This is a genomic window from Methanosarcina sp. UBA411, assembly GCF_002495725.1.
In the GTDB taxonomy this organism is placed as follows: Archaea; Halobacteriota; Methanosarcinia; order Methanosarcinales; family Methanosarcinaceae; genus Methanosarcina.
In genome coordinates, this window is the sequence record NZ_DAGK01000020.1 from 1 (window position 1) to 24,625 (window position 24,625).

The 24,625-nt window shown below is 39.7% G+C and carries 17 protein-coding genes; 10 read left to right on the forward strand and 7 right to left on the reverse strand.

All coding sequences use genetic code 11. The annotated features are described in order from the left end of the window. Positions 1-49: 49 nt before the first annotated feature. The gene (locus BP861_RS07400; protein ID WP_292374001.1) at positions 50-1,975 is read left to right on the forward strand and encodes a metallophosphoesterase family protein; all 1,926 of its coding nucleotides are present in this window, start codon (positions 50-52) and stop codon (positions 1,973-1,975) included. Next, on the forward strand, positions 1,972-5,196 hold the full coding sequence (locus tag BP861_RS07405) for a DNA double-strand break repair ATPase Rad50 (RefSeq protein ID WP_292374002.1): 3,225 nt from the start codon (positions 1,972-1,974) through the stop codon (positions 5,194-5,196). The genes BP861_RS07400 and BP861_RS07405 overlap by 4 nt, the downstream gene beginning before the upstream one ends. 169 nt (positions 5,197-5,365) lie before the next feature. Here BP861_RS07405 and BP861_RS07410 read toward each other — a convergent pair whose 3' ends face one another. The 6 genes from BP861_RS07410 to BP861_RS07435 form a co-directional block, all read right to left on the reverse strand. Further along, positions 5,366-6,154 (reverse strand): C15orf41 family protein, encoded by a 789-nt coding sequence (locus BP861_RS07410; protein ID WP_292374003.1) that lies wholly within the window; start codon positions 6,152-6,154, stop codon positions 5,366-5,368. Positions 6,155-6,661: 507 nt separating this feature from the next. Beyond that, positions 6,662-7,375, reverse strand: a complete 714-nt coding sequence (locus BP861_RS07415; protein WP_292374005.1) for a hypothetical protein — start codon at positions 7,373-7,375, stop codon at positions 6,662-6,664. 60 nt (positions 7,376-7,435) lie between these two features. Continuing rightward, the gene (locus BP861_RS07420) at positions 7,436-8,287 is read right to left on the reverse strand and encodes a ribose-phosphate diphosphokinase (protein ID WP_292374007.1); all 852 of its coding nucleotides are present in this window, start codon (positions 8,285-8,287) and stop codon (positions 7,436-7,438) included. A 76-nt stretch (positions 8,288-8,363) separates the two neighbouring features. After that, positions 8,364-8,831: a cyclic pyranopterin monophosphate synthase MoaC gene (moaC, locus tag BP861_RS07425; protein WP_292374009.1), complete on the reverse strand. Its 468-nt coding sequence runs from the start codon at positions 8,829-8,831 to the stop codon at positions 8,364-8,366. A 186-nt stretch (positions 8,832-9,017) separates the two neighbouring features. Further along, a complete protein-coding gene (locus BP861_RS07430; RefSeq protein WP_292374011.1) occupies positions 9,018-9,203 on the reverse strand; it encodes a hypothetical protein in 186 nt (61 codons plus the stop codon). Between the two features lie 22 nt (positions 9,204-9,225). Next, positions 9,226-10,734 carry an NAD(P)H-hydrate dehydratase gene (locus BP861_RS07435; RefSeq protein WP_292374218.1) on the reverse strand — a complete coding sequence of 503 codons (1,509 nt, stop codon included), beginning with the start codon at positions 10,732-10,734 and terminating at the stop codon, positions 9,226-9,228. Between the two features lie 454 nt (positions 10,735-11,188). On the opposite strand from BP861_RS07435, the gene BP861_RS07440 reads away from it, so the two are divergent. Beyond that, the gene (locus tag BP861_RS07440; protein WP_292374219.1) at positions 11,189-12,655 is read left to right on the forward strand and encodes a DHH family phosphoesterase; all 1,467 of its coding nucleotides are present in this window, start codon (positions 11,189-11,191) and stop codon (positions 12,653-12,655) included. Between the two features lie 238 nt (positions 12,656-12,893). Here the strand turns inward: BP861_RS07440 and BP861_RS07445 are convergent, their stop codons facing one another. Beyond that, on the reverse strand, positions 12,894-15,383 hold the full coding sequence (locus BP861_RS07445; RefSeq protein WP_292374013.1) for an oligosaccharyl transferase, archaeosortase A system-associated: 2,490 nt from the start codon (positions 15,381-15,383) through the stop codon (positions 12,894-12,896). Between the two features lie 794 nt (positions 15,384-16,177). Here BP861_RS07445 and BP861_RS07450 point away from each other — a divergent pair. The 7 genes from BP861_RS07450 (at position 16,178) to BP861_RS07480 (ending at position 24,427) form a co-directional block, all read left to right on the forward strand. Then, a complete protein-coding gene (locus tag BP861_RS07450; RefSeq protein ID WP_292374015.1) occupies positions 16,178-17,275 on the forward strand; it encodes a glycosyltransferase in 1,098 nt (365 codons plus the stop codon). 76 nt (positions 17,276-17,351) lie between these two features. Continuing rightward, positions 17,352-18,140: an ABC transporter permease gene (locus BP861_RS07455; RefSeq protein ID WP_292374016.1), complete on the forward strand. Its 789-nt coding sequence runs from the start codon at positions 17,352-17,354 to the stop codon at positions 18,138-18,140. Positions 18,141-18,165: 25 nt separating this feature from the next. Then, entirely contained in the window at positions 18,166-19,419 is a 1,254-nt protein-coding gene (locus tag BP861_RS07460) for an ABC transporter ATP-binding protein (RefSeq protein ID WP_292374017.1), read from the forward strand. 188 nt (positions 19,420-19,607) lie between these two features. Then, complete coding sequence (locus BP861_RS07465; RefSeq protein ID WP_292374018.1) at positions 19,608-20,960, forward strand: class I SAM-dependent methyltransferase; 1,353 nt, start codon at positions 19,608-19,610, stop codon at positions 20,958-20,960. A 64-nt stretch (positions 20,961-21,024) separates the two neighbouring features. Beyond that, the gene (locus tag BP861_RS07470) at positions 21,025-22,194 is read left to right on the forward strand and encodes a glycosyltransferase family 4 protein (protein WP_292374020.1); all 1,170 of its coding nucleotides are present in this window, start codon (positions 21,025-21,027) and stop codon (positions 22,192-22,194) included. Positions 22,195-22,196: 2 nt separating this feature from the next. Continuing rightward, positions 22,197-23,246: a glycosyltransferase family 4 protein gene (locus tag BP861_RS07475; RefSeq protein ID WP_292374022.1), complete on the forward strand. Its 1,050-nt coding sequence runs from the start codon at positions 22,197-22,199 to the stop codon at positions 23,244-23,246. Then, a complete protein-coding gene (locus BP861_RS07480; RefSeq protein ID WP_292374024.1) occupies positions 23,246-24,427 on the forward strand; it encodes a glycosyltransferase family 4 protein in 1,182 nt (393 codons plus the stop codon). The genes BP861_RS07475 and BP861_RS07480 overlap by 1 nt, the downstream gene beginning before the upstream one ends. The last annotated feature ends 198 nt before the right edge of the window (positions 24,428-24,625 follow it).

Consider the following 24,625-nt stretch of genomic DNA (forward strand, 5'->3'; position numbering starts at 1 on the left):
TACTAATATAGAAACCCTTATAGGGTAAAAATTAGAGACTGATAAAACCATGGCCAGGGAAATAAGGATACTCCACACTGCAGACACGCATCTGGGATACAGGCAATACCACAACGAAGTCCGGAGAAAGGATTTTTTTGAAGCTTTCGAGCTTGTTGTAAACGATGCTGTTGAGATGCAGGTTGATGCCGTAGTGCATGCGGGAGACCTTTTTGATTCGAGAAACCCGATCCTTGAAGATCTTCTTGAGACAATGAATATCCTTTCCAGGCTGAAGGCGGCTGACATACCTTTTTTCGGAATTGTCGGAAACCATGAGAGCAAGCAGAATACCCAATGGCTTGACCTTTTTGAGGAGATGGGGCTTGCGGCAAGGCTCGGGAAAAATCCGCATATGGTAGGCAATGTGGCAATCTATGGGATCGACAGTGTCCCGAAATCAAAAATTCCTATATTCGACTATTCAGTGTTTGAAGCGCCTGATTCTCCCGCCGGTTTTGCCCCTGAGGAAAACGGCTGGAAACTGCTTGTAATGCACCAGATAATGAGTCCTTTTCCATATGCTGAATGGGATTGTGATGAGGTTCTTGAGAACCTTCCTTTCAAGGTTGATGCAGTTCTTCTTGGCGACTACCATGAACATGCAATAGTTAAAAATAAGACAGGTGAGACCTGGATAACCTACCCTGGCAGTACGGAACGAAACAGCTTGTCCGAAAATGAAGCCCGTTCCTATAATATTATTACACTTTCCGAAAAAGGTCTTGAAATTAGCAAACGCACGATTCCTACCCGGAATTTCCTTTCAATTCAAGTAAATTTGACCGGGGAAGATGAGCCTTATGAACAGATTTTTTCTGCAGTAAATGAGCATCTTGAAGAAATCCCTGAATCCGTGGTCTTTCTGGAAATATTCGGGGATTCGAGCACAGTCCTGTCACAGAGCGAGCTTGAGGAATACCTACTTAATAAAGGAGCTCTTGTGTCAAATGTTAAAGACCGGAGGATAAAAGAATCCTTCCCAGAGGAAGTTTTAAAAGTAACCTTTTCTGACCCTGACCATGCCGTTGCAAACGAGATCAAAAGAATGAACTTAAATGACGGCGGGCTGATTATTGATGAAATTGTCCGGAGCCCGAACATCTCAAGGTCAAGGGTAGATGAAGAGACGGAAGGCCGACTTTCTAATCTTATTGAAGCCAAAGTTATGGACTTCAAAAGCCCTGATTTTAGGATAGAGATCCCCTCCAATACGACCAGCTCAGATGAGCCTGCTTACACTTCCGGTTCTGCCAGCTCTGCCACCACTGCTAGATTTCTGGAATTTGAGGAAATAAACGCCGATGATGCGGGAGAGGCAGGGTTTGCAGGAAAAAAAAGGCCAGCGGGGATAGTTACCGGAAAGCTTGAAATTACTGAACTCTCAGGAATTCTGAGGACTTCAGACAAAATAAATAATACTGAAAAAAAGAGTACTGAAGCTTCAAAGAGCATGGAAGTCTCAAAAAGCATTGAGACTTCAGCCGTGAGTCCAGATAGTTCGGGATTGGAATCAGAATCAAGCTCTCAATGGCTATCTAATTCGGAGTCTCTGATACCGCCGGATTCGGGATTAATAGAGCTATCCAGCGAATCGATAGTCACTCCAGAATTGAATTTCCCACAGGAAAGTTCCAGGACTCCGGGAAAAACTCAAGAAGCAGGAATAGAGTCTCGGAAAGACAAAGAAAGTGAACCCGAAGTTAAACCTGAAAGTCAAGCCGAAAGTAAACTTCCTGAGAAGGGATCTGAGAAGAAAATTAGAAAGCTGTCTGAGCTCAAGGTTAAGGGCAAACCAGGCAAAGCCAGAAAGCTGCCTGAAGAGGAACCTGCCCAGGCTACGGATCTAACCGGAAAAACTGAGAAGGCAGGGCAAAAAAAAGGAAAAAGAAAGACTGCTGTACCTCGACAGTATAATCTTGGTGATTACCTGTGAAGCTCAAAAACCTGTATATTGAAAACATCCGGAGTTATAAAAAACTGGATTTTACATTTGAAGATGGAGTTACAGTTATTTCTGGGGTAAACGGGAGCGGGAAGTCCAGTCTGCTTGAAGCCTGTTTTATGGGGCTTTTCGGGAGCAAAATTCTTTCAAAGGATTTTGTGCTTGCGGATGTAATCTTCAAAGGAGCTGAAAATGCAAAAATAAGCCTGGGTTTTGAGCATCTAGGGCAGGATTACCTTATCGAACAGGCTTTCAGGTATTCCCCTAAAAGTGAGAACGCTTCGAATTCGAAATGCGTACTCTATGCCAATGGGGAAAGTATTGTCGACCAGGCTACACGGACTTATGAAGAGATCTGCTTCCTTCTAAATATGGATGAAGAGGCGTACAGGAACTGCGCTTACATCAGACAGGGCGAAATTGACGTACTCATTAATGCAAAACCAAAAGATAGGCAACGAATGATAGACGGCCTGCTGCAGCTTGGAAAGCTCGAAGAATACAGAGAAAGGGCAGGCAGCGCAAAAACGGCTGTCAGAAGGCTTCAAAGGGACACAAGTAACAACCTTTCAGGCATAAATACCAAAATAGAGGAAATAGAAAATACAGAACCGCATGCCGTACTTAATGGGCTCAGGCAGAAGATAAAGGAAAGCGATACGGTCTTAAAAAAGCTTAATGGAAATAAGGAGGCTGCCACTGCCCAGAAGGAAAAACTAGACCTGATGATTAAAGAGCACAGGGAACGCCTCCAGGAAATCCAGACCCTAAAGCAGGCACTAGTTAAATCCCAGGAAAACAAAGCTGGATGTATCCGGGAAAAAGAAGCCTTCGCCGGAGAAGCCCACGAGCAAAGGCAGTCTCTGCTTTCATTAGGAGAAGAAAATAACATTATTAGGGAAAAATGCGGCTTTGGAGACCTAGATATTGAGACTCTGAGCTTGCAACAGGAAAGAGAGGAGTTTCTTGCCAGGGAAAAAGTAAATACCATCTCAAAAGAACTTGCTCTTCTTCTCAGGGAAGAAGAAGTTCACACTCAGGCTCTATATGACCTCGAAAACGAAAAGTCTGAAACTGAACATATTTTGACGCAGTGCAGGGTAGATATCGGGGTTACAAATGGGGAAATTGAAGAAAACAGGAAAAATATACTGAGAATCGAGGACGAGAACAAAAAGCTAAAAGAAGCTGCAAAAGAAACTATAGGTTTTACAGACACTTATGAGATTCCTTTGTTTATAAAGGAGCTGGAAGAAAAAGAAAGTCTTCTGCGTGAACGGAAAAACGAAGTCTCAACAAAGCTTGCGCTTGCTTTCAAAGAAAAAGAAACAGGAGACATAAATCTTCTCACGCTTGATAAGGAACTTCAAAATTATAAGGTCGCAATTCGTAAAGGTAAAACCGAGATTGAAATTCTTGAAGAGGAGCTCAGGGAGAATGAAAAGGCATCTCTGGGAGTTCAGGAGCAAAAATCCGAAGCTTCTGCAGGGTTAAAAGGACTTGGCTTTACCGGAGAACAACTTGAAGATCTGGAATATCTCAGCGAACTTCTGCTGGAAAATAAAAACAGGCTGCATGGGCGGGAAAAAGAGCTTGAAACTACCCTCAGGGAGCTTGAGAAAGTCCTCAGTAAAAACCGGCAGCTACTTGCCGAAGGAAAATGCCCTACCTGCGGGCAGGAACTTAAAGGCTCTGAGATTGCGTGTACAACCGGAGAATCAGAACAGAAGAAAGAAAAACTTGCAGCAGAACTTCTCGAGATAAAGGTCCAGCAAGCTGAGATAGAGAAAAAAATCAACCGGCTCAAGGATGCAAAAAAGCTGGAGAAACGGATTTCGGATTACGACCTGGAAACTGAAAAGCTCAGAAATAAGGCAAGGGACCTGCAAGAAAGGATAGGGATCCATAGAACCCGGATTGAGGAAGATTCACTTAAACTCGAAGGTCTTAATAAACAAAAGGAGGAACTTGAGGCTAAAATGGGCAAGCTCCTTCCGGATATTAAAGCTCTGCAGGGCTGGGAGGAGGCAGCTCAAAAAGCCCATAGTGAGAGCGAAAAAGCGCTTCGAGAGGCAAAAGCCTTTGAGAATAAAATTGCTGAGAATGCCTCAGAAATTGAGAGCCTGAATGGAAAAATAAGGACTTCCCTTGCGCTGATCGAAAATTATGGGCAGAGACTTGGAGAGCTCAATGAGAAAATAAAAGGGCTTGCCGAACGGGAGATTCTGGAAAAGGAAAAACTTAAAGCTCTTGGGGTTGAGCTTGAGGCTCTGCGGAAAAAAGAAGACCTGGCAAAGAAAAATCATGAAGAAAGTGAAAAGCGCCTCTTGCAGACAAAAAAACTCGGGGCAAATCTGATCCGCATGGACAACGTAAAATACAAGATCTCCGAGCTTGAGGCTTCAATCAGGAACCTTGCCGAAAAAGTCGGCTTCTTTGACCGGGAAATCCTTGAAAGAAAGGAGAGAGTAAAACAGCTTGAAGAAAAACTGCAGGGAAGCAGGCTCGAGGATCTTCAGTTAAAACGTACACAGCTTGAAGAGTATCAGGCAAATCTTAACGAAAAAATCCGACAAATAACGGCTGCAAAAGACGCGCTTTTAAAAGAGGTAGGTATGGCCGAAAACAGCCTAAAACGCCGCAATGAGCTGAGAGATGAACTCAAAGCTCTTGAAAACAGGCAGCAGTATCTCGAAGCCGTATATAGCAATGCTGAGGAGCTTGAGAGCATGTATATGCGCGTGCGGGCTGATATGCGAGCAAGAAATATAGGGTCCCTTTCTACCCTTTTAAATGAAATGTTCAGCCTCATGTACACAAACAATGCCTATTCCCATATCGAACTCGACCCGGAATACAATCTCACGGTTTACAGAAAAGACGGCACTCCCCTTGAACCGAAACTCCTTAGCGGAGGAGAACGGGCGATCTTTAACCTTGTCCTGCGCTGTGCAATCTACAGACTTCTAGCTATGGGTTTCGGCGGAGATAGGGCAGACGGGCTTCCACCAATGATCCTTGATGAGCCCACGGTTTTCCTGGACCGAGGGCATATAAACCAGCTTTTGAAACTCATAGACATGATGCGCGGAATAGGCGTAGGCCAGATAATTGTGGTCTCCCATGACGAATCCCTTATAGACTCGGCAGACCATGTTTTCCAGGTAGAAAAAGATCCCATTACAAATATGTCGTCTATTGTAAAGCTTTAACAACCGTTGCGCCGGTTGATCACGCGATAGGGTTTGGAATAAGGATATCAAACTCAAAGGTCGCCAGAGGGATTTTCGCTCAAGCCTTTTTTGAAAAGGCTTGCAGGCAAACAGTTTTTTTGAAACGATTTGCGCGCAAGTCTTTTTTTGAAAAGGCTTGTGAGAGAGATTACCAGTACACCAGATAATTAAATAGCTCGTCAATTTCCTCTTTATACTCATTAAAAAAGCTGTAGTTCTTTACAAGATAGCCCTCGGTAGGAAGATCTTCAAGATAGCCGTACCAGTAGACAACCATGCCTTCTCCGAAAATCTCTGCATACTCCCGAAACTGCTTCTTAGAATAATGCTCGTGTTCGAAGTCGTCTCCGAAGAGTGCTTTGCTTTCAATCCAGTTGACCATGAGATTGTCTATGCATACAGGGTTTTCCAGGACAAAATCTGGAGTCTTGCCTTCTCCCTTAGCCCGAATGTCTGCTTCGGTACAGTAAGGGATTTCCCTATCATCAAGCCATTTCTGGATAATTACTTCTCCCATTTCGCCTTTCTTACACTGCATTTCATGGGCGTGAGGAGAAAAGAAGTGATCGGCTTCAAGAGCTTTTTTGACTTCCCTTCGAAGACGGCGGTTTTCGATTAAATCCACATTTTTGAAAAGCCAGTTTATACTTTTCTTGGAAATTTGACAGTTTTTCATAATAAGTGATGCCATAAGGGTAGGAGGAAAACCTGTGTATTCTGCAAGATCAAGGATCGGACGTCCTTGTTTCCATTTTAAAAAAAGTTCATTCTCTCGGGAATAAATTCTCCTGTGTTTGAATCGAGTTTTTTTTACGACTTTCTGGTTGAGTATTGTTGCAAGCACGCCTACTGGTTTAGAATATTCCTCCGAAAGGCGGAAAACATCTTTAAAGTCATGCAGTGAGCTGTAGATTATCTGGTATGTCTGGCGGTCCATCCTGAATCATCATATCCTTTTTTGTTTCCTTCCAAGGCATGCAAAATGAAAGTCAAGCAACATGAAAAACAAGAATCTTAAGGTAGCAAAAGTATCTCTCAGACGTACTTGCTTTCTTTATAATTCTTTCTATGCTCATGGTTTATAATCATATCAATGTCTTAAAACCCGAAACAATAGGCATCTTAAAGAACTCAAGCAGGTCTGCATCAGGAACTCCTAAATGAAGAAAATAATTTTTCCATCAAAGGAAGTGAATCCTTTCCAGAATGTCTGCCTGTGTGTCTGAGCTGCTTTCTCGGGCTGAGGGCTGTTAACCAAGCCTTTTCAAAAAAGGCTTGAGCGAAAACCTTTTTGAGAAAATTGCTTGACTGCAAGCCTTTTCAAAAAGGCTTGAACGAAAACGACTTGACGACGTGATAAAGCGGCTCAAAGACAATTGTTAAGCTGCGACTGTTGAGCCGCAATGCTTGACTGCGAAACAGTCTTTTTCGGGTTGAGGGGGGTTTAACTCCAGAAATCCTCATCATAAGTTTCAGGAAGGTCTATTTCCATCTCTTTATCAAGCTTTTTACGTTTTTCCCTATTTTCAGGAGAGTTTTCTGCTTTTTCTTCTTTCCCTGGTCGGTTCGAGTTATCTTTTTTATCGGTATAAGGTGCAAAGATTGTAGTGTGCCTATCTCTTGAAATGACTTTTTCCGGGCCCTTTGGCTTTTCCGGAATTTTGGGCTGAGTTTTTGCATATATAACTGGATTCTGTTCAGCCGACTCAGTTTTCAATCTGGATTCCAGACGTATGGAAGCTTTCTCTGCATCACTGGCAGCATACCTTTCTCTCAGCCTTTTGTCATGGTTTTCCTCAGGCTTCATCTCAGATATCTTTACAGATGTTTCCTGGGAATTCCGGCTCTGAGTAAAGCTTTCCTCCTTCCTTTCAACGAGTCTTTCCGGAGGTCTTTTTGTGAGCCTTGAAGGAATCCAGTCTCCTTTTTCAGAGACTTCTTTTCTTTTGGAGAGGGGCTGCCTGCCTAGTTTCCGGAAAGTCTCTTCAGCATAGGTATCCCTGTTACGGTCAGCTTTTCCGGATTTGACTTTACTCGTTGTGCTGTAGCCTATAAGGCAGGTAGGTTCCCTCGTTCTCCACTCAAGGCAGAAGAGGTGACATTCCCGCCCTTTACACGTCTGGCTTTCATCAAGTGGACAGGCTTCTGGAAGAGTCATAATACTAAGAACAACAGAACATAAAAAATAGTTAACGGTAATAAAATTAAACTATTTTAATCAGAGGTCTTTTAGGGCCCCGGCAATAAGAGGGGCAACGCTCAGCCTGCTTTCTGCTTTTTCAAGGGTGTCAGTTCCGATAATGTCCTTTACGCCCGCATTGAAGAGCCTTAAAGCTGCGTTCCGTGCAAGTACAGGATGTACACAGGCAATGTGAACGTCTAATGCTCCCTGGGCTCTGAGCATACGGATAGATTCGGCCATTGTCCCGCCCGTTGCAATCATATCATCTACAAGGACAACATGCCTGCCCGTTACATCAAGATTCTTTGTCTTGATTACAACTGTATCCCCGCTAAGTCTTGTTTTCTCCAGGTGATCATAATCAAAGCCCAGACTTGACGAGACATGCTTTATAAGTTCTTCAGCTCCCGAATCCGGGGCAATCAAAAGTGGATTTTCCAGGTTAAGCCCTGCAATATACTCCCCAACAAGTTTAGCTGCATCAAGGTTTTCCGCAGGGCCATGGAAATGTTCAAGCACGCTTTTTTCGTGGATATTTATCGTAAAAACGCGGTCAGCCCTGATACAGCGAGCAACTGCGCGGGCACTAATCGGCTCTCCGGACTTAAACTTTTTGTCTTGTCTGGCATATCCCATGTAAGGAATCACGACATTGAGCTCTTTTGACCCTTCACAGGCATCGATAAGTTGGATCAGGGAAACAAGGTCAGAATCAGTAGGCGTGCTCTGGATAAGGGTCACACGCTCGTTTTCGGTCTCTTCTGCGATTCTGAGATAAAGTTCCCCATCAGGAAAACGATTAAACTCGGAAAGTACAGGCTCTGTCCCTAAAGCCCGGGCAGTGCGGCTGGCAAGTAACTGTGATGCTGGTCCACCTATTATCTTCAAGATATATACCTCAGTCTGCCGTCTTGATATATCCCATCCTTTAAAAAGCTTATTTTTTATGGGCTTATTCTGGGCTTTATCCTTTGAGCTTTTCAAGTACCCTGATATTTTGTATTGAAGTATTTGGATAATTCCCGCTCTCATCTTTTTCCACAGATTTCACCATATCCCAGATAGTCAGCAACGCTGCTGAAACTCCTGTGAGAGCTTCCATTTCAACCCCCGTTTTTCCGACAGTCCGGACTTCTACCTCCGCTGAAATCATCCCTTTGCCGATTTTGAAATCTACATCTATGGCAGTGATCGGGATCTGGTGGCACATTGGGATTATCTCAGGGGTCTTTTTAATCGCAAGCACGGCCGCAACCCGCGCAGTTGCAAGCACATTGCCTTTTTCCACATTTCCGGTTTTTATCTTCTCTATAGTCTCCCCGGAAAGTATAATCTCCCCTACAGCTCGCGCCAATCTTGGGACCTCACGCTTTTCGCTGATGTCTACCATATGCGCTCTGCCGGACTCAATATGAGTAAATCGCTTTTCCACAAAACCACCGCGTTTTTCGTATTTTATATTGAGTTTGATCTATCTGATTCAAGCCAATCTAATTTTCAATTTCCTTTTTCTAGAATTTCAGTGCCTTATTCTAGCATTTCAATGCTTTTTTCTAACATTTTAGTTTTTTCTTGGCACTTTATGCTTATTTGGGATTTCAACGCATCTATTCTCTTATCAATCGATCCTGATTTGCTTTCTTTGTGAATAGTCTTCAAGTGCTTTATCCAGATCTTTCCTAAGTTCTCTGGCTTCTTCAAGGTTGAGCTTTATGACCTGTTCATCTTCCCCGTGAAAAATCGTAATTCTTATTCGATTTCTTTCAATTTCAAGCTCGATTTTCCTTTCAATTTCATGTACCATGCGAATTTCCTCCCCATTTATTTTACCCGATATTGAACTCTTTAATTATTTCAGGAATTTTTTCGAGAACATCCGTTGCAAGCAGCCCATTTCCTGCCTTCTCAAAAGCCAGATCACCGGCTGCCCCATTGATATGTGCAGCACAAGCTGCCGCGAGGAACGCTGGATTTCTGGAAAAAAGCGATCCAGTAAGCCCTGCAAGAACGTCTCCTGTCCCTCCCACGGTCATGCCTGGGTTTCCTGTCCTGTTCAACAGGGTCTTTTTTCCGTCCGAAATAATATCGATTTTTCCTTTGAGAAGCGTTACAACCCCTTTTTCCTCCGAAAAATCTCTGACAGCTTTAATACGGGACTCCTGGCTCTCAGGAGTTTCCATATTTCTCAGGCGAGCAAATTCTCCTGAATGCGGAGTTACTATGAGTTCGCAGTTGCCTGCAAGGCTTTCAAAGATAGCACCTGAGAGAGCTGAAAGGGCATCGGCATCAAGAACGGCTTTCCTGCAAAAGGGCAGTATTTTCCGGACGGCTTCCAGGGTTTCTGCAGCTCTCCCCAACCCCATGCCCATCACGACTACATCATGAGAATTTATAAGATCCAGAAGGATGGAAAGATCATCCGGGCAGAGAACACTCGAAGAGAGTTTTCGGACGATCAGGTTAGGAGAATATGATGCCACGATTTCGGCTACAGGGACAGGGACTGCTACACTTACAAGGTCTGCCCCGGCTTTTAGGGCTGCAAGGGCTGCAAGGGCCGGAGCTCCTGAATACGGGCCGCCCCCTATAACAAGAATTTTTCCGGAATCGCCCTTGTGTCCCTCAGACTTCCGCCTGTGTAGCATCATAAGATCTCCGGGACCAACGTACTGTTCGGCATCGGCACAGATTCCAATATCTGCAACCTTTATCATGCCAGTGTATTCTTTTGCCTTCTCGCTCAAAAGCCCTATCTTCATATGGTGAAAAGTGACCGTAAGCCCTGCATGCACAGCTTTTTCGAAATCTCCGCCGTCAGGATCAAGTCCTGAGGGAATGTCAACCGAGATTACGGTTTTTCCGGCTTTTCCTTCTTGGTTTATAAGGTCAATAGCTGTCAATTCTGGCTCTCTGATTTTTCCATTTATTCCGGTTCCGAATATTGCATCTACGAGTAGATCAGCTTCCAGGAACCAGTCCGAAGCCTCAGCTTCAAGCTGGCTTGAGTCCGTTATTTCAAGCATATCCACACGGCTGAACTTCAGTAGAGAAAAGTTGTGGAAAGCTTCTTTAGTTCCTATGTCCCTGACTTTTCCCAGCAGAATTACCTTTACAGTGTATCCTGAAGAGCCTGCAAGGTGCCTGGCGGCTACAAAAGCATCTCCCCCATTGTTTCCCCTACCTGCGATAAAAAGTACCCTGCCGCTTTCAAGCTTTTCCCGCACGTTCTGTGCAATAATAGCTCCTGCGTTTTCCATTAACTGGACAGGTAGAAGCCCCAGGCATTCGCAATTTTTGTCTATTGCCTTCATCCTCAAAGAACTTATACACTTCATAATAATTACCTGCCGGTCTATCTCGTTTGGTTTCCTGTTGACTGTTTTAATCATTCAAATGTTTCTGCAAGTCTGAATTCTACAGTTTATAGATTGTCGCAGAAATTGTTATATATCTCCAGAGTAAATGAGATGCTTTATTTATTATATATTTACACCGAGGAAAACTTATTTGAGGTTATTAAGTATATACGTTACATTTCAATATAACTTAATATACCGGAATTATTTAATTTTCCGTAAAAAAGGCATTAATTCTTTAAGACTATGATTCATAAAATGTATTTTGTAAGAATATTTAATCAGCAAAATTTAATCAGCAAAAAACAGTCAAAAAAATATAGCCAGCATTACAATTAGCTAACTGCGATAAAATGTGAATAGGCAGGATTCTGATCAAATGTTTGCTTTCCTTTGCACGTGTCTGGACTAAATAAAACAGGGAGGACTATTTCTGATTAATTTTTCAAAAGATGCGGATGGCAATCTTAAAAGTACAGTCAAACCCAGATACCTTGTTCTGGGCAGTGGAAGTGTAGGTTTTGCGCTTGCAAAAGAGCTCAGGGAAAGCAATAAGCTCGTAATCATTGTAGATAAAGACGAAGCTAAGGTTGAAACTCTCAGGGAGGAAGGCTTTGAAGCGATTGTAGGTGATATTGCCGATCCTGAGCTTGTCGATAAGATTGACCTTAAAAATGTTGTTGTTATACTTTTCCTGACTTCCAATAACGAAGCTAACAGAAAAGGCATTGAAAATTTCAAGAAAGCGATTAACCCTGATGTTCAGCTCTTTTCCCGGGCCTCAGACATTATCAATAAAGAAAAAATGGAAGATCTTGGGGCAGATTATGTATTTATGCCTTCCAAACTTGTTGCGACTTCCCTTTCCCGTTCCCTTGAGAGAGCTGAGTCGGTTCACAGGGGCAACCGGCTTGCACGGTGGTTGAAGGGAATAAGGGATAAAAGACTTGCTATTGTAATTCACGATAACCCTGATCCTGATGCTATTTCTAGCGGGCTGGCCCTGAAAGAGATTGCAAAGAGCATAGGGGTTGAAGCAAACATCCTCTACCATGGCAGAATAGGGCATCAAGAAAATAAAGCCTTTGTAAACCTGCTCGGGATTGACCTCGGCAAGATGGAAGAGAATGGCCTCAAAGGCTTCGATGAAATCGCCCTGATAGACTGTTCTATTCCTGGCGTTAATAATATGGTTCCCCCTAACTCATATGTTGGGGTTGTAATTGACCATCACCCACCCGGAGAAGCTGAAATAAAGGCTGAGTACATAGATATTAGGCCTAACTTCGGGGCGACGGCTACCATAATGACAAAGTACCTGCAGCAACTTAATATCAATATCTCCAAGACGCTGGCAACGGCCCTGCTTTATGGGATACGGACTGACACGCAGGATTTCAAGAGAAAGACCGACCCTGCAGACCTCTCAGCTGCTTCGTACCTGTACCCCCTTTCGAACCACGGGATCCTAGATCAGCTTGAACAACCTTCAATGGCGATAGAAACCCTTGAAGTGCTTGGAGAAGCTATCCGGAATCGGCAGGTGATAGGAAGTTATCTTCTATCAAATGTCGGGAACATACGAGATAGAGATACGCTCCCGCAGGCTGCAGATTATCTTTTGAGCCTTGAGGGGATTTCTACAACTGTGGTTTTTGGAGTTACTGAAGATCGCATTTATATTTCCGGGCGAAGTAACGATATAAGAATTAACCTTGGAGAAGTTATGCGCCAGGCTTTCGGCGAAGATGCAGGTGGACACGCAAACGCAGCAGGAGCCCAGATTCCCCTTGGAGTTTTCAGCGCTACAAAAGACCGGCAGACACTACTTAGGCTGGTTAATGAAGCCGTGGTAAAAAGGTTCCTGAGCGCAGTAGGAGTCGAAAGTGCTGTAGAATGAAATCTTCGGTGATATTCCAAGGATTGAAATTATTTTTATAAAATATTGAATAAAGTATTTTCAGGAAGTAGCAAGAAAAATAGAACAGGAAAAAGGTAAAAGAGAAAGAAGGGAAAAAGGTATTTTCTTTCTCCCTTATTTTTTTAAAGATCCCAATTTATCTGAAATTCTAATTTTTATATTCATGTTTTACTTTAGTTTCTGTTTTCACATTTAAAAATAAATTGAGGAGAATGCCTCAGTTCGCATCTGGGACTTTCACCTCTACCGTTTTCCCTTCCAAGATATCATTTTCCGTTACTTGGATATCTGATACTGTAACATTTTCTCCTGCATTCAGGGAATAAGCCGACAGAGCATCAACTCCACCTTCCATATTTTCGGTCGAGTAAGGCACGATTATTTCAAATGAACCGTTTTTATCTGACACGATTTTGTTCTGATATGTGAATTTTCTGCCTGTGTTCGAACTGAGCTCAAGGGTAGCAGTAATATTTTGCTCCGGGCCTGCAGTACCTGAAAGCCTGGCTCCGGGAACAAATTCGAATACCTTTACGTTATTCTTTATACCGTTCTTTTCCTTAAGGGCATCACTTTCATGGACAAGCCTCAGGTTTCCAAGATTTGATCCGTCAAGTTCATGAAGTTTGTATACCTCGGTTTCTGTAAACTCTTTTTTAGCAGTTGCAACGGTTTCAAGCCCTCTTTTTCCATTGACGGTTTCAATATTTAGGTACTTGCTTATATCCTCGCCTGCAAGCTTAACAATAGCTCCAAACTTGCCGCTTGCCATCATTTTATCGGTTATTACATACTTTACGTTGAGCTTTTCCAAAATTGTCTTTGCTTCTTCCTCAGAGCTAGTTGTGAAGAAGAGTGAAGAATCCTCTATGCCGGTCTGGAAATTGTTTGAAACTGCAGGTCTTTTGGCCACGTAGGTTATCCAATTTCCATAGTCCCACCAACTTAAAACCCCATATTCAGGAGTCTCGGATGGCTCAAGGTAGTAAGAAGTTTTAGGGCTTGAGGCTTCAAGCCAGGTAAGTGAGTCCTTCCATCCAGGATCAATCGAACCTTCTTCTTTTGCAAAAGCAAAATCTGCCCACAGGCAGGGTATAAACACAAGCCCTATCAGTACTATGGATGAGACGATTTTGAAGTAGTCGGGCTGAAGATCCTTTTTTGAGCTTGATATAGTATTTTTCGACTTTGATTTTGCTTTTGACTTTGTTTCTTTCCCTGCCTTAAGTGCAGGTTCAGAGTTTTTCCTGGGAATCTGGCCGGATTTCACCAGCTTTCTTACTTCAGTCTCAAAGTTAAAAGACTCAAGTAAAACCCAGAGGAAGTATGCGGTAAGGATTGAGACGTTTACTGCAAACAGGTATGAAAAGCGCCTCTGAGAAATCATTAAATATGCAAAAAAGACTGACCATAAGAGGAAAAACACCCCTTCAGGTTTTGATTTTTCCCCTTTCCACTCAAGGCTGAGAAGGAAAAACCCTCCCAGAGCAGCAAGGAAGCAAAGCCCGAGACTTCCAAATACCTGCGAAAAAGTAAGTTTTCCCTCTGTAGTTAAAAATATTGGCAGTGCTTCAGAAATCGTGCCTATGTATTCACCTTTTCCGAGAAAGAACCTCATTCCTTCAACTACAAAAGCATAGGATTCGGCGGAAAGAATCTTGAGGGACAGAAGCCCTGCCACAGAAACCAGTATTAAGATGGCTGGATAGTACTTCCAATCCAGATCTTTTTTCGAGATATATAAGGAAAAGCCCCAGAGGATTAAGGTTCCGGCTAACATGCTGAGCACATAGAAGACCTGGAACCATGAAAGATACATCGCACTCATCTCCAGACCCGGGCGTAAGGACCCTGCGGACAGGGGAATGGTAAAGATAAGTGTTGCAAGAAGGGCTACAGAACATATAAGATTATAGTCGGAGTTTTTTCCAGCCTTAAGGTCGATTGTGGTCTGTATGAATGCGTAAAGTAAAATAAAGCTTACAAAGGCAAGGGCTCCTATCCATGTGAAAATAAGGAGTGCAAAGAATAGTCCAGATGCTCCTGCTAAAGCTAGTGATTTTATTAGTTTCTTATTGGAAGAGATAGTTTTCAGAGAAGTAAGGGAGAGAGAGCCTTCTCTTGCCCACTTTAAAGCAAGAATGAAACATGCATAAGCTGAGGTTGAGAGGAGGGTCTCTGCTACGTGATGGTCAACTGCTCCAAACCTCGAGATGTAGAGATGAGCCGGAAGCACTGCAAAAATCAAGGCTCCAAGAAGTGCAGTTTTTCGGTCAAATAGCGAGACCGCTGCTATATACAATGGAACTATTGTCAGAACTCCCAAAAGCACCGGAAGTAGGGCTCCTGCAAATTCGATAGTATATAAATCCGGCTGGCCTCCTCCCAGGATTTTTGCAAGCAACGCACCCAGGAAGTCAAAAAGAGGCGGCCACCCGACTTCAAAACCATTAGGATAATTGATGTAAGAATCAAAATTAAGGGAATGAGGAAAGTTGGAAGCTGTATATAAAATGCGCCGCATATGGTAGAAGCTGTCATATCCACTGAAGTTTATGCTTCCGTTTGCAGTAACCATGGAGTATGAAATCATGCGCATGAGAAAAGCAACTAATACAATTGCGGTCAAAGAAATAATACCGAATTTTAATCTATGAGCGGGCCGTTTTGCCATCGGACATCCCATGCCTTTGTTCGTAGTAACCATCTCTTTCAGTTTTTAACTCTTAAATTTATTGCATATTTAAGTATATTAGTCTTTGATAGTAGTCGAGATAATATAATAACTTTAAGGTTGTTATAAGATCGAGGTGATAACGTGAGTATTCTTAATAAATATAAAACGTAGACTGTAATATTAGCCGAAGTATTAAACTTGTTCTATTTAGATCGATCAAATAAATGAGAGTAAATGAGAGTAAATATCACTGAAGTAACTGAAGTGATGCTTAAAGGGCCAAACAATCCAGAGTAAAGTTTTTTTCATTTTTGAGTAAATGTCGCTAAAGTGACGCTTAAAGTGGATGTTACTTGATTAAAATAAAATAAAAGCTATTCTTCTAAAATAAAGTGATGTTGGACTATTTTTAGATAAATTGAGGGTTAACTGTTATAAATATCGAATGGACTTTCTCGCTATCTGACGAACCATCTAGTGATCTAGCGAACAATTTCATCTGGCAAGTATTATATATATCTAATGAACCATTTCGTTTAGCAAGTATTATATATCTCCTAATGTTGAGATACGATTTTCAATATATTTATAACCGTTGAGTTTAATGGATTGTTGAAATCCTGAAGAAAATATGGAATTCTTAATCGAAAATTCAGTACTACTGACAAATTTCGTACTCCTAATTAAAAGACAAATTCGGAATCTCAGAATATAAAAATCATATACTTTACTCTTCCCACTCCTGGGGAACTCAAGAGTTATATTTATAATTTTTTAGCCTCTTATTGCATTTTGTTTAAACCCCTGAAAAAAGTGAGAAATCGATGAAAGTAGCCATATTTCATGATTATTTTGGAGCCATTGGCGGCGGTGAAAAACTTGTACTCATGCTCGCAAAATACTTCAAAGCAGATGTTATTACTACTGACTTAAACATGGAATCAATAAAAAAGATGGGCTATTCCGATATACGTATAATCAGCCTGGGAAAAACCCCAAAAGTGCCTCCTCTGAAGCAGATAGCAGCATCTTTTTACTTTGCAGCCTGTGACTTTTCAAAAGAATATGATTTCTTCATTTTTTCAGGTAACTGGGCACATTTCGCGGCAAAGAAACATAAGCCTAACCTGTATTACTGCCATACTCCCACAAGAGCTTTTTATGACCTTTACGAGACCTTCATTAGTAGACAACCCTTCTTGATCTCGATCTTCTTTCGGATCTGGGTAAGGCTTCACAGGCCAGTTTCCGAATATTACCTTTCCCATGTCTGTAAAATCGTAACTAACTCTAGAAATACCTCAACAAGAATCAAAAAGTATTTCCACAGGGATGCTGAAGTTATCTACCCCCCTGTAGAAACTTCAAAATTCACCTGTAAAGAGTATGGAGACTTCTGGCTCTCAGTAAACCGCCTCTATCCTGAAAAAAGAGTAGAAATTCAAATTGAAGCATTCAAAAAAATGCCCGAAGAAAAGCTTGTCATTGTTGGAGGATATTCAAAAGGAGACCATGCAAAAGGTTACGCAAAAAATATTCTTGACAATTTACCGGAAAACATAAAGGTTCTTGGAGAAGTCTCTGAGACTGAATTACTTGATCTTTATTCTCGCTGTAAAGGGTTTATCTGCACTGCCATGGATGAGGACTTCGGGATGACACCTGTAGAAGCTATGGCAAGTGGAAAACCTGTAGTAGCCGTAAACGAAGGTGGATTTAAAGAAACTGTAATCGGCGGGAAAACCGGAATGCTTGTGGAAGCAGACATTCAAAATATAATCAGGGAAGTAAAGAATATCTCGAAAAATCCATCAAGATATGGAAACGAATGCTTTAAGAGAGCAGCTATGTTCGACCTCTCGAATTTTGAAAATGCTATGAAAAAAAGTGTTGCTCGCGAAAATTGGTATAAAAATAAATAATCACGTAATAAAGCAGGTAAGCCTGTAATAATTAGATCCTTGACAATAGAATATAATTTTCTTCCATTTTTGGCAAGTGGCAATAGGAGATATTAATTTGAATCTAGGTTTAATTCTCGAATTAGCAAAAAGAGATATTACTGAAAAGTACTCTGGGTCTACTTTAGGAGCTTTGTGGAACTTTATTTATCCACTTGTAGATATTTTTATCTTTACTGTCATATTTGCTAATCTTATGGGATCGCGTCTGCCGGGTTCATCTTCGGTCTACGCATACGGATTTTATCTGACTTCTGGTGTAATTGCATGGAATGCTTTTTCAAATACTGTCACAAGAACATCTACTGTTTTTTTAGATAAAAAATACATCATATCCAAAGTCAAGGTTGATCTTTCCTCATTTCCTCTCTATATTGCTGTCTCGGAGAGTATTACTTATGTTGTGACAATGGGAATATTCCTATTCTTACTTCTTATCAGTGGTTATGGAGTCAGCCGTGTAATTTTATTCGTTCCATTTATATATATTATACAGCAAATCTTCGCTTATTCCCTTGGATTTTTTGTTGGAGTATTTGTTGTCTTTGTAAGGGACTTAAAAGAAATTGTAGGAATTATGTTTAAGATCTGGTTTTGGTTTACTCCAATTGTGTATCTTTATGATGTACTCCCAGATATTGTCAAAAAACTTATGGTTTATAATCCGGCGTTTTCATTCATTCACTTATATCAAACTATATTTATATACAAAGAAATCCCGAGTTTAAAGCCTATTTTATATCTGCTCTTGTTAAGTCTTGTAATTCTGTTCTTTGCAGGAATTATCTTCAAAAAGCTAGAAAAAGATATTCGAGATTTCATGTAATTAAAATCACGAGTTGTGACTCAATATGATCAAAGTATCAGGTGTCTCAAAAAAGTTCAAGTTGTATCATACACCCACTGACAGATTAAAAGAGAAAATCTTAAGGAAAAAATACCATAGAGAGATCACTGCATTAGAAAATATTTCTTTTGAAGTGAAGGAAGGACAAACCCTCGGGATAGTAGGGCAAAACGGAGCTGGCAAATCTACAATATTAAAGGTACTTTCTGGTGTCATGCTCCCTGACGATGGCTTGATAGAAGTTGACGGAAAAATCACCGGCTTACTTGAATTGGGAACAGGTTTTGATCAAGAACTTACAGGCATTGAAAATATATTCATGAATGGGACATTTTTAGGAATGGATAAAAACGAAATTGAAAGGAAAAAAGACGCTATTATTGATTTCACAGAGCTTGGGGATTTTATTTATGACCCGATCAAAACATATTCTTCGGGTATGCTTATGAGGCTTGCATTCTCAATAGCAATGCATGCAGAACCAAAGTGCTTTTTGGTCGATGAAGCGCTCTCTGTAGGAGACGCATATTTTCAGCAAAAATGCATGAGAAAGATTCTGGAATTTAAAAACAATGGTGGATCTATTATTTTTGTATCTCACGACATGAATGCTGTGAAAACTATATGTGATTCAGCAATATTATTAGACCACGGTCATATAATTAGTTCCGGCGACCCAAAAGATATAATTGATTATTATCATGGAATGATCTTGCAAAAAGCACATATGGGAGACGCAGAGGTAATAGTGAATGAAGTAAAAGATCGTACAGATCATAAAACTCCAAACGTCTCAACTGGGGAAGTTGAACTGCTTTCTTTTAAAGTTCTGAACTCAAAGGACGAAGAAATATTACACATAGAGAGCGAGCAGGTAATTAAAGTTATATATCAAGTCAAAGCCCTAAAAGAGTTATCAGATCCTCATTTTGGCCTTCACGTACGGAATAATCTTGGTGTCTCAGTGTTTGAAACAAATACATATTGTATTGGTGCTAAAACTTTTAGTTTAAAAAAAGGACAAATTGCAGAATTAAAATGGGAGTTCTTTTTTCCACTTTCAGCAGGAGATTATTCGTTTTCTGTCGGTGTGGCAAACAAGGGTTATGGAAGAGATGCTTTTGAAGAATACTTACTTATGGCTCATGATATAGAAGTTCTAAAAGTAATACCTAATAGCAGTTCAATAATCTATACCGGAGTTTTCAATATGAAACCCAAAGTAACAATTCAAGAAGGGATCGACAGCAGTTGTTAAACCAATTTTGGGTTATGAAAATTTTTCTCTAATTAATAATCGCGGAAGACGGACATGATATTCTAAGGAGTAAATGTTCAAAAAAAGAAAGTAGCTTCGGATTAACAAGACTTCATCCCATATAATAATAAGTCATATACTTTGGAAATGGATTGTTTGTGAAAATCGGATTCAATGAGGGATCGAAATTGGATACATTCGAAATTAAAGATGAAGAAATAAATGTTGAGAAAATCATGGAAAAAATCCGTGAAAATATAAAAAAGAGAAAAGAAGAAGGCGTTTATACGGAAAATGAACCCGAAATAATGAATAAGACATTTTCCGCAATATCTTCCAAAGGAGATGTTCCTGAGGGTCTCGAATTTACAAATAACTGTGATATTTCTAATGAAAGTTATACCATAAGTTCTCACCGCCCGGTAATCGGGAAATTTCTAATAGAGGGAAGAAAAATCGTTCATGGAGAAGTCCGTAGATATGTCGATCCAGTGTTTCAAAAACAAAGAGAGTTTAACTTTAATACGGCAGACTTAGCTAAAAATTTGAAAAATAACGTTGAAGATTTAAATGCGGGTTTCAACTCTTTAAAAATTGATGCTGAAAAATCAAAAACTGACATCGTACATTTAAACACTGATGTAGGAAATTTGAGTAACGACGTCAAATGTTTAAAATCGAACGTTGAATCTTTTAAAAGCGATTCTCTGAAAAACATAAGATATGAAGTTAATAGTGTTATTTCTGCAATCGATATGGACCTTGATAAAAAGGGCTGGCTCAATAGTGTACTTAAAAATCATTTAAAAGAAAACCTGCGAAACCACGAAGTAAAGAAACCAGAAGACAATGAATCTGAAATAAATTATTATGCCTTTGAAGAACATTTTAGAGGCCCAAGGGATAATATTCAACAACATCAAGAGGTATTTTTAGATTATTTCAAAGGCTGTAAAAATGTATTGGATATCGGTTGTGGAAGAGGAGAATTTTTAGAATTAGCCAGGCAGAATGACATTGTTGCAAGAGGAATAGATATTGATGAAGACATGATAAATTTCTGCAAATCTAAAGGTTTTAATGTAGAGTTAAAAGACGCGATTGAAATTCTTGAAGGCATGAAAGACAAAAGTTTAGATGGAATTTTCATCAGTCAGGTAGTTGAGCATCTTGCTCCTGATTATCTTGTTAAAATGCTAAATCTTTGCAATAAAAAACTTAAATACGGTTTTCATATAGTAGTAGAAACTGTAAATCCTTTGTCATTCTTCTCTTTTGTCAATTTTTACATAGACCTTACTCACATAAAACCGGTACATCCTGAGACTCTCAAGTTTTTATTGAGCGCAGTTGGTTTCCGCGAAATAGAAACAAAATTTATTTCTCCCGTTCCGGACAGTATGAGATTAAAGAAGTTGCCGGAATGCGATGATTTAGAAAACAAAGAAAAGATTATGTTTGAAACTTATAATCAAAATATCGATATGTTAAATAATATCTTATACGGTGCGCAGGATTATGCAATCATCGGAAAAAAGTGAGATACGAGTATCAATATTTGACTTATTATCATAATTTTATGCTGCGTGATCGGGATACGTTAGTATGAAACTGGCATTTGTAACTCCTTGGTACGGGAATATTCCTGGTGGAGCAGAAAGTGAATGTAGAAGAACAGTTGAAAACCTAAAAAAACATGGTGTTGAAGTTGAAATACTTACTACTTGCGTCAAAGAATTTTTGAGTAATTGGAGTACCAACTTCTATAAAGAAGGAACTTATGATCTAAATGGGGTTACTATACGCAGGTTCATGGTTCGTAAGAGAGATACTGTTCGCTTTGATAAAATAAACTACAAACTTATGCGTAATCTTAAGATATCTGCAGAGGAAGAGCAAATTTTTATGCGGGAAATGGTTAACAGTCCCAATCTCTATTCTTATATTTCTGAACACGGTACAGATTATGATTACTTTTTATTTATTCCATATATGTTTGGTACTACTTATTATGGATCTCGCATATACCCTGAAAAGTCAATCCTAATTCCATGCCTTCATGATGAGAGCTATGCTTACTTAGAGATTTATAAGACAATGTTTGAGAACGTTAAAGGCATCATTTTTCATGCATCCCCTGAAAAAGTTTTGGCAAACAGGCTTTATAATCTAAGTAATAAGCAAACTGTTTTAGGAGAGGGAATTGATATGAATTTTGCATATGAACCGGACAGGTTCAGAGAAAAATATGGTATAAAAAATGACTTTATTCTTTATGCAGGCAGAAAGGAAGCCGGTAAAAATGTCCCTCTTCTGATTGATTTTTTCTGTAGATATAAAAAGCACAAGAAGAATGAATTGAAGCTTGTTCTTATTGGAAGTGGAACAATAAAAATACCCTCTGAAAATAAAAATGATATTATTGATCTTGGTTTTGTACCGCTTCAGGACAAGTATGATGCATATGCGGCGGCCACCTTTTTATGTCAGCCGTCTCTAAATGAAAGTTTTTCTATTGTAATAATGGAGTCGTGGTTATGTAAATCCCCTGTACTGGTGCATGGGGATTGTGCTGTAACTAAAGACCACTGCATCAAATGTAATGGTGGTCTTTATTTTAATGACTACTATGAATTTGAAGGGTGCCTCGATTTTTATCTGGAAAATCCTGAAACCAGAAAGATTATGGCTGAGAACGGGATGTCTTACGTTGTTGGAAATTTTAGCTGGAATAAAGTTGTAGAAAAATACATTGAGTTTTTAGGGGGACTTTGAAAATGGAGATTCACCAGATCTTGCCAACAATTTCTCCGGGGGACGCCATAGGCAATGAAGCCCAAGAAATTAAAAGAGTCCTGAATGAATGGGGATACAAATCAGAAATATATGCTCAAAACATACATCCCAAAATTAATGCAAAAAAATACACCGAGTATAAAAAGATCTCTTCAAAAGAGAATATATTAATCTTTCACTTTTCTATTGGTTCAGAAGTCTCGGAGTTTGTTAAAAAACTTCCCGACAAAAAAATAATGATTTACCATAACATTACCCCTCCGGAATATTTTTGTGGGGTCAATGAAACTCTTGTAAACTTACTAGAAAATGGAAAAAAGGAACTTAGATCACTTGTTGATCATATAGACCTTGCTGTTGGAGTCTCCGAATACAACAGGTTGGAACTTCAAGAAATGGGCTTTAAAAATACAGATGTTTTGCCCATAATAATAAACTTTCATGAGTATAGTAGCCCGAATAAAAAATTGCTGTCGAAATATGATGATGATTTTGTAAATTTCTTATTTGTGGGAAGAGTAACCCCACATAAAAGGCAGGAAGACGTAATAAAAGTATTTTATTATTATAAACTTATTAATCCAAAATCAAGGCTCTTCCTAGCTGGCAGTTATGAAGGCTGTGAAATTTATTCAGATTATTTGAAAAAGCTAATTCAGGAATTAAATCTGAAAGATGTTCATTTATTAGGTAAAATAAGTTTTAATGACCTGATTTCTTACTATAAATTAGCTGATATTTTTATCTGTATGAGCGAGCATGAAGGTTTTTGTGTTCCTATACTCGAAAGTATGTATTTTGAAGTTCCGATAATAGCATACAAATCTACAGCTATCCCCTTCACTCTTGAGGATACTGGAATTCTGGTTAAAGAAAAGAATTATTGTGAAATTGCCGAGATGGTAAATGTATTAATAGAGGATGAAGAATTGCGATCAAATTTTGTTAAGAAGCAGAAAGATAGATTGGAGAATTTCAAAAGAGAAAAAATAATCTCTCAGCTCGAAAGCATCTTATCTAAGGTGAAATAATGCCTGCAAATAAGGTAGCGCTCGTAGCCCAGAGATACGGTCTGGAAGTTAACGGAGGGGCTGAATTCCATTGCAGACTAATCGCTGAACATTTATCAAAATACTGTGAAGTAGAGGTATTAACTACCTGTGCAATAGATTACACAACGTGGAAAAATGACTACCCTGAAGGGGTTGAAACCTTAAATGGAGTGCAGATAAGGAGATTTCCTGTTGATTATGAAAGAGATGTACTGAAATTTAATAAATTCTCTGAGAAAATTTTCGGTAAGATTCACAATTATGAAGACGAAATTGAATGGATGAAATTGCAGGGTCCTTATTCAACAAAATTCTTAAATTACATAAAAAATACTAAAGATGATTATACTTGTTTTATATTTTTTACTTATCTTTACTGTACTACCTTTTTCGGTCTTCCACTGGTAAAAGAAAAAGCTCTGCTTGTTCCTACAGCGCATGATGAGCCTCCTATCTATTTGTCAATATTCAATTCTCTCTTTAATTGCCCAAGAAAGTTTATTTACAACACAGAGGAAGAGAAAAATTTTGTCATCTCAAAATTCCGTGTCTCAAATATACCTTCTGATGTTGTGGGTGTAGGTATAGATATTCCGGATAAAATTGATACAGCTTCATTTGTCCAGAAGTATAACCTGGATAATTTCATTGTATATGTTGGAAGAGTAGAAGAGTCTAAAGGTTGTCAAGAACTATTTGATTATTTCCTTCGGTATAAAAAGGAAAAGAAGTCTTCTATTAAACTCGCATTAATGGGAAAACAGATAATGAAAATTCCTCAAAATCCCGATATTATTTCCTTAGGTTTTGTCACGGAACAGGATAAATTTAATGGGATCAAATCGGCGAAATTATTAATAATGCCCTCAAAGTACGAAAGTTTGTCTATGGTCCTGCTGGAATCCTGGCTATGTAATACTCCTGTACTTGTAAATGGAAAATGTGACGTATTAAAAGGTCAGTGTATCAGAGGCAATGCAGGCCTGTACTATGAAAACTATGAGGAGTTTGAGGCATGCCTGGATATTCTCCTGGCAAGTGACGAAATGAGGAATGCTATGGGTAAAAACGGGATGAAATTTGTTTTGCAGAATTATTCATGGGAAAATATAGAGAAAAAGTATATTTCAATATTGCAGCAGATTGAAAACAAGCATTAATCCATTGATATTTCAAGGAGATGTAAAATTTAGAGAAACACAGATACTTGATGTTACTTAATGTAATAATTTGTGTTCTTTGCACTTTCTTGAGATTTATTATTTCAGCGGTTTTTCTATAAAGATCTTATAGAGTATTATCCCAATTTATATTCAGTTTCGTGGAAGACTGATACTTAGTCTTATCTTTTTGTAGTC